General features: G+C 29.7%; 9 protein-coding genes. All 9 read left to right on the plus strand.

Annotated elements, in window-relative coordinates; all coding sequences use genetic code 11:
* Positions 1–1,455: phage tail tape measure protein (locus tag Q0W06_RS19005; RefSeq protein ID WP_297639583.1), on the plus strand; the 1,455-nt coding region annotated here is incomplete at its 5' end.
* A complete protein-coding gene (locus Q0W06_RS19010; RefSeq protein ID WP_297639586.1) occupies positions 1,445–1,654 on the plus strand; it encodes a tail protein X in 210 nt (69 codons plus the stop codon). The genes Q0W06_RS19005 and Q0W06_RS19010, both read left to right, overlap by 11 nt.
* A complete protein-coding gene (locus Q0W06_RS19015; protein WP_297639589.1) occupies positions 1,626–2,693 on the plus strand; it encodes a hypothetical protein in 1,068 nt (355 codons plus the stop codon). The genes Q0W06_RS19010 and Q0W06_RS19015 overlap by 29 nt, the downstream gene beginning before the upstream one ends.
* Before the next feature lies 1 nt (position 2,694).
* Positions 2,695–3,228 (plus strand): hypothetical protein, encoded by a 534-nt coding sequence (locus Q0W06_RS19020; protein ID WP_297639592.1) that lies wholly within the window; start codon positions 2,695–2,697, stop codon positions 3,226–3,228.
* Complete coding sequence (locus Q0W06_RS19025) at positions 3,225–3,611, plus strand: phage tail protein (protein ID WP_297639594.1); 387 nt, start codon at positions 3,225–3,227, stop codon at positions 3,609–3,611. Before Q0W06_RS19020 ends, Q0W06_RS19025 begins: the two co-directional genes overlap by 4 nt.
* Positions 3,611–3,928 carry a hypothetical protein gene (locus Q0W06_RS19030; RefSeq protein WP_291942183.1) on the plus strand — a complete coding sequence of 106 codons (318 nt, stop codon included), beginning with the start codon at positions 3,611–3,613 and terminating at the stop codon, positions 3,926–3,928. Before Q0W06_RS19025 ends, Q0W06_RS19030 begins: the two co-directional genes overlap by 1 nt.
* Positions 3,921–5,024, plus strand: coding sequence for a baseplate J/gp47 family protein (locus tag Q0W06_RS19035; protein ID WP_297639599.1), 1,104 nt, complete (start codon positions 3,921–3,923; stop codon positions 5,022–5,024). Before Q0W06_RS19030 ends, Q0W06_RS19035 begins: the two co-directional genes overlap by 8 nt.
* Positions 5,017–5,571: a phage tail protein I gene (locus Q0W06_RS19040; RefSeq protein WP_257163244.1), complete on the plus strand. Its 555-nt coding sequence runs from the start codon at positions 5,017–5,019 to the stop codon at positions 5,569–5,571. The genes Q0W06_RS19035 and Q0W06_RS19040 overlap by 8 nt, the downstream gene beginning before the upstream one ends.
* Positions 5,572–5,579: 8 nt before the next feature.
* A partial coding sequence (locus Q0W06_RS19045) for a hypothetical protein (RefSeq protein WP_297639604.1) occupies positions 5,580–6,019 on the plus strand: 440 nt, incomplete at its 3' end.

The following is a 6,019-nucleotide window of genomic DNA, read 5'->3' on the forward strand; positions in this document are numbered from 1 at the left end:
GGATTTGCTGCTACAAAGTCTCAGCAAGAAGCATTTAATATGTTAGGGTTAGATTCTGAATACTTAGCAAAGTCAGCTCAAAAAGATGCTGAAGGAACAATGTTAAAAATATTTGATAGAATTGGCAAACTTAGTAAAGATAAGCAAGGAGCAGTAATTACTTTACTTTTTGGTGAGGAAGGACTAAGAGGAGCAGCAGGAGTTTTAGAAAATAAAGACAAATTAATTTCAAACTTAAAAAACTCTAAAGATAAAGATTTATATAGTGGAAGTATCCAACAAGAAGCTGATGTTAGAGGAAATACAATGGAAAATAAAATGCAAGTTCTAAAATCTATATTAGATATTAGAATGGCAAAAATGGGAGAGATTTTATTTCCAGATTTAGAAAAAATACTTAATAAGTTTGGTGATATTTTAGATGTTGTTGAAAAATTTCAGAAAGAAAATCCTAAATTATTTAGCGGACTTGTAAGAGGGGTTGCTTATGGATCAGTTGCACTTTTAGGTTTAGGAGCTACTGCAAAAATCGTAGGTTTTGGAATATCTGGTCTTTCTCCAATATTTAAAGGTATTGGTTGGTTGATAGAAAAAGAAGTCGCTTCAAAAGGGGTAACAGCTTTATTAAAACTTTTAACATCATCTAAAAATTTACTTGTAGGATTAGGAACAGGATTAAAAACAGTTTCATTTGCTGTTGGTGGATTTTTTAAAGGAGCTATAGCAGGAGCTGCTAAATTTGGAGTAGCACTTTTAGCAAATCCTATAACTTGGTATGTAGCAGCAATAATGGCAGTAGTAGGAGCAGGATATTTATTATATAAAAATTGGGATTTAATAAAAGAAAAAGGTAAAGAATTATGGGATTCATTCCTTCAATCATGTGAACCTGTAGTTGAAATGTGGAATAATATAAAAGGTAAAGGGTCAGAAATATACGAGTCTTGGAAAAATGGAGTTGTAGATTTTAAAAATAGTTTTAAAGAAGCTTTAGATGGAATGTTTAACTGGGTTACAGAGAAATTTCAGAAAATGATAGATTTAAAAGACAAAGTCCTAAACTTTGCTGGAAACACTTGGAATGCTGGAAAAGATTTTATAAAAAATAATATTCCAGGATTTGCTGAAGGTGGAGTTGTTAATTCTCCAACATTAGCTATGGTGGGAGAAGGAGCTTATTCAGAAACAATAATACCTCATAATAAAAGTCAAAGAAGTTTAAGTTTATGGGAAAAGACTGGAAGATTGATAGGAGCTTACGATAAAAAAGAGCAAGGATCATCTAATAATACAAGTTCACCTATTCAGTTTACTTTTGCTCCAGTTATTTATTCAAATGATGCTAAAAATATTGGAAAAGAAATTGAAAAACAAAAAGATATTGCATTTAGAGAATTTGAAAAAATGTACGATAGATTACTAAAGGAAAAGAAAAGGAGAGGTCATGGAAGGTAAAAAGTACACGACAATATTAGGAGATACATTTGATATGATAGCTTCTAAAGTATATGGAGATAGTAAAGCTATACAGAAAATAATAGATGCTAATTCTCAATATTCAGGTACTTTTATTTTTTCTGCAGGAATAACATTAAATATCCCACTAAATGAGGAGGTATCTACAAATGATAACATTGCACCTTGGAGAAGATGAAATAGCTAGAAGAGGTAGCTTAGTTGTTATTTATGAGGGTAAAAATATATCTAAAGATATAGCAGACTCAATTCTAGAGTGTACATATAGAGATTCTATAAATGAATTTGATACTATTGATTTAACTTTAGAGGATAGACATGGTTTATGGATAGGAGCTTGGTCTCCTCAAAAAGGAGATAAGCTTCAAATAAAATATAAGCTAATAAATTGGAATAGAAAAGGAACTGTATATCATAATTTAGGAGATTTTTATATAGATAATATAGATTATAGTGGTCCTCCAGATATTGTATCTTTAAGAGGGATTAGCGTTGATATAGCATCAAATATCATGGACTCTAAAGAGTACAAAAGTTGGGAAGATGTAACAATAAAAAAAATCGCTGAAGATATAGCTAAAAAATGCAACTTAGAATTAGAGTGTGATTTTGAATTTAACAGAGTTTATCAAAGAGTAGAACAGAAGTTAGAAAGTGATTATACATTGCTAAAAAGACTATGTAGTGAAGCTGGAATAACTATTAAATTATATAGTGATAGATTAATATTATTTGAAGAGTCAAAATACGAAGCAAGAGATCCTCAAATGAAAATATCAAAATTAGATTGTAAAGATTATAGATTTAGTATTGATGATACGGATACTTATAGTGGATGTAGAATATCATATTACGATTATATGTTGGATAAAAAAATAGAGCATACTTTTTATACCAAGCAAAGACCAGGATATAAAAAAAATACTCAAAGGCTTTTGTTTTTAAATCATGATGCAGCTGTTCCAGGAGAAACCCAACAGCAGAAAAAAGAATATTTATTAAAAATAGCTCAAAAAGAATTAAGAGAAAAAAATAAAACAGGAATAACTTGTTCTTTAACTCTTATGGGCCAAGAACAACAATTGAGTGCTAGTGATATTGTAGCTATATATTCCTTTGGAAGATTTGATGGGAATTATATAGTAACAGAAATAACTACGGATTACTCAGAGTATCAGCATTCAATATCTTTAAGAAAATGTCTGGAGGGATATTAAAATGTGGAGAGCTGGAAAGGTGTCAGTTATAGATTATGAAAAAGGAATTGTCAGATGTACTTTTCCAGATACATCAGAGCAAAGTGGAGAATTAATTGTTCTAATGGGAAGAAGTACAGGGAGAATGGATTATTCAATGCCAGAGTTAGACGAAGTTGGAGCTTGTTTATTAGATAAAAATGGAAATGGATTTTATCTAGGTAGTGGATACACAAAAGCCTTTTTAAAGCCTAGTGAAGGTGGACAATATAAAGAAATTACAAAATATAAAGATGGAAGTATCGTTGAATTTAATGCTAAAGATTCAACTTTTAAGATTTATAGTAAAAATAAAATTACTATAGAAGCAGAAAATGAAATTTTATTAAAATCAAAGTTAATCAAAGTGGAAGGACCACAAAAGAACACAGAAACAATAACCGCTGAAGGAATAATTAAATCTTTAGAGGATGTAATAGCTCAGGCAATATCTTTAATTGGACATCTTCATGGTGGAGTTCAAGGTGGGCAAAGTAAAACAGGAGGTCCTGAATGATAGTTGGAAGTCTTGGAAAAATAGTCTTTATGGTTAGCTCTAAATATATAAAAACTATTGATGAGTTGAAAGGGGTAGATAGTGTTAACTATGCTGAGCATCAGATAATAGGAAACAAACCTAAATTACAATTTTTAAATGTTAATTTACAAACATTAACTTTTAAAATTAGACTAAGTGCATTTCATAATGTTAATCCATTAGCAGCTTACAAAGAATTAAATGATTATATGAAAAAAGGAGAGCCAGTTAGATTTATTATGGGTACTAGAAGTAAAGGTAAGTTTGTAATAACTAATTTAAATCATGATCATAAGAAATTCTCAGCCATAGGAACAGTAAGTGTATTAGAAGCAGAGGTAAGTATAAAGGAGTATAACTAATGGAAATTATATATGATAGTTCACAATTAAAAGATTATAAAATTGTGAGAACTAGAAATGAAGAAATTATCCAAAATATAGAAAACATTTTATCAAGAATAAAGGGAAATGTTCCATTAAATAGAGAAAAGGGAATAGATACTGAATTTATAGATGAACCTATAAATATTGTTCAAGCTTTAATGGTTGGAGTTGTTATGGATGAAATAGAAAGAGATGAGCCTAGATTTCAAGTTGATGAAGTTATATATGATAATTCTAGTCAATCATCTGGGAAATTAATAATAAAGGTAAAAGGAGTAATTTTAGATGAGTGATTTTAATTTTATCAGTTATGATCCTGTAGAGATTAGAAAAAATCTTGAAAAATCCTATTCTGAAATAGTTGGAGGAACAATTAATAAGGGAGACCCTATGTCAGATTTTTTAGATTACATAACATTTGTAAATACTTTACTTTATTCAAAAATAAACTATATAGGAAAAATGAATCTATTAAGATTTTCAACTGGAGAATATCTTGATGCTCTTGGAGAGTTAATCGGTGAAGTTAGAGAAGAAGCTAAAAAATCACTTACAACAATTAGGTATAAATTTTCAAAACCTTTTCAAAGTGTAGTAATTATTCCAAAAGGACATAAAACATCAGCACAAGGACTATATTTTGAAACTATAACAGCTACTCAACTAAATATTGGAGCAACAGAGGTTGATATAAAGTGTGAGTGCTCAACTCCAGGAGAAATTGGAAATGGTTTTGAAATAGGAGATATTACAACTATTGTTGATGGAATACCATTTTTGCAAAGTGTTACAAATATAACCCCAACTCAAGGTGGAGCTGAAAAAGAAGGGGATGATAGTCTTAAAGAAAAAATAAGATTAAATCCAACTGCAAGAAGTGTTGCAGGTCCTGCATCAGCCTATGAGTACCATACTAAAAAATCAAATCAAAATGTTATTGATGTATTTGTTACTTCTGACAAAGGAACTGGGATTGTAAAAGTATATCCTCTTTTAAAAAATGGAGAAGTTCCAGGAGAAGATGTTTTAAATTCAATAAAAGCAGATTTAACAAATAAGGAAATAAAACCACTTACAGACCAGGTACAAACTTCAGCTCCAATAGAAATTCAATACGATATAGATATTAAATACTTTATTGTAGATGACCCTACAACAGATAAAGAAGCAATAAAAAAGAATATTGAGAATGCAGTAAATGAGTTTATAAATTGGCAGCACTGTAAATTGGGAAGAGATATAAATCCAAGTAAATTAATAACATTAATGAGTAATGCTGGAGCGAAAAGAGTTGAGGTGACTTCTCCAAACTTCTTAAAATTAGAAAAAACAAATGTAGCAAAATTAAGAAATAATACATTAACTTATGGAGGAGTTGAAATTGAATAAAGATGAAATTTATAGCTTACTTCCAGAGAATTTAAAGAAATACAGAAATCTTTCGGGTATGGCATATGCAATGTCTGAGCAAGTATCTAAGGATAATAGTTCAATGGATTCACTAAAGATATACTTAAATATGAAAAATTTAGATGATAAAGTATTGGACCAATTAGCTTGGCAATGGAATGTAGAATTTTATAGTTCGGAACTTCCGAAGTCGAAAAAAATAGAAATGATAAACAGGTCTTACTTCCATCATATAACTAAAGGAACTGTAGGAGCTTTAGAATCAGCTTTAAAAGCAATTGTAAGTAACTTAGAAGTTAAAGAATGGTATGAATATGGAGGCAATCCATTTATGTTTAGATTAATTGTTGAAGGAGATATGTTAACAGAGGAAGAAATATCAACAGTTTATAAATTGGTAGACATTTATAAAAATGTTAGGTCTCATTTAGATGGCTTCATAATAACACAAAAAAATGATTCTTTAGTTAATTTTATAAATGGAATACATGATCATAAAAAAGTAATAAATAAATTTATAGGGTAGGTGGAAAGATGTTAGCAACAGGAGGAGTTATTTTAACCTCAGCTGGAGCCTTGATGATTTCAAGGTCATTAGAATTAGTAAAACCTATTGAATTTACACATATGAAAATAGGTACAGGAGATATAAGTTCATTAGATAATGCCAGAGCTTTAACAGATTTGGTAGCTAGTTATATGACAATTAATATGTCCTCAATAGCAAGAAATGAAAATACAATAAGAATAAGAGGAAGTTTTACAAATGAAAGTTTTTCTAGTGAAGTAACTATAAAAGAAATTGGAGTATTTGCAAAAATAGGAGCAGAGCAATCAGTACTATTTGGATATGTGAATGATGGACAAGGAGAAGTAATACCTCCTGGAAACTCAGGTAATGTAATTTCAAGAACAAGAGATTTATATATAGGAGTTACAAGTGAAGCAGAAGCTGTAATAACAATAGATAAGAG

The sequence above is a fragment of the uncultured Clostridium sp. genome (assembly GCF_947072515.1).
In the GTDB taxonomy this organism is placed as follows: domain Bacteria; phylum Bacillota; class Clostridia; order Clostridiales; family Clostridiaceae; genus Clostridium.

Excerpts from the sequence above, each read along its gene's own strand:
- Q0W06_RS19010 (WP_297639586.1), top strand. The coding sequence starts at position 1,445 with ATGGAAGGTAAAAAGTACACGACAATATTAGGAGATACATTTGATATG.
- Q0W06_RS19015 (WP_297639589.1), top strand. The coding sequence starts at position 1,626 with ATGATAACATTGCACCTTGGAGAAGATGAAATAGCTAGAAGAGGTAGC.
- Q0W06_RS19020 (WP_297639592.1), top strand. The coding sequence starts at position 2,695 with ATGTGGAGAGCTGGAAAGGTGTCAGTTATAGATTATGAAAAAGGAATT.
- Q0W06_RS19025 (WP_297639594.1), top strand. The coding sequence starts at position 3,225 with ATGATAGTTGGAAGTCTTGGAAAAATAGTCTTTATGGTTAGCTCTAAA.
- Q0W06_RS19030 (WP_291942183.1), top strand. The coding sequence starts at position 3,611 with ATGGAAATTATATATGATAGTTCACAATTAAAAGATTATAAAATTGTG.
- Q0W06_RS19035 (WP_297639599.1), top strand. The coding sequence starts at position 3,921 with ATGAGTGATTTTAATTTTATCAGTTATGATCCTGTAGAGATTAGAAAA.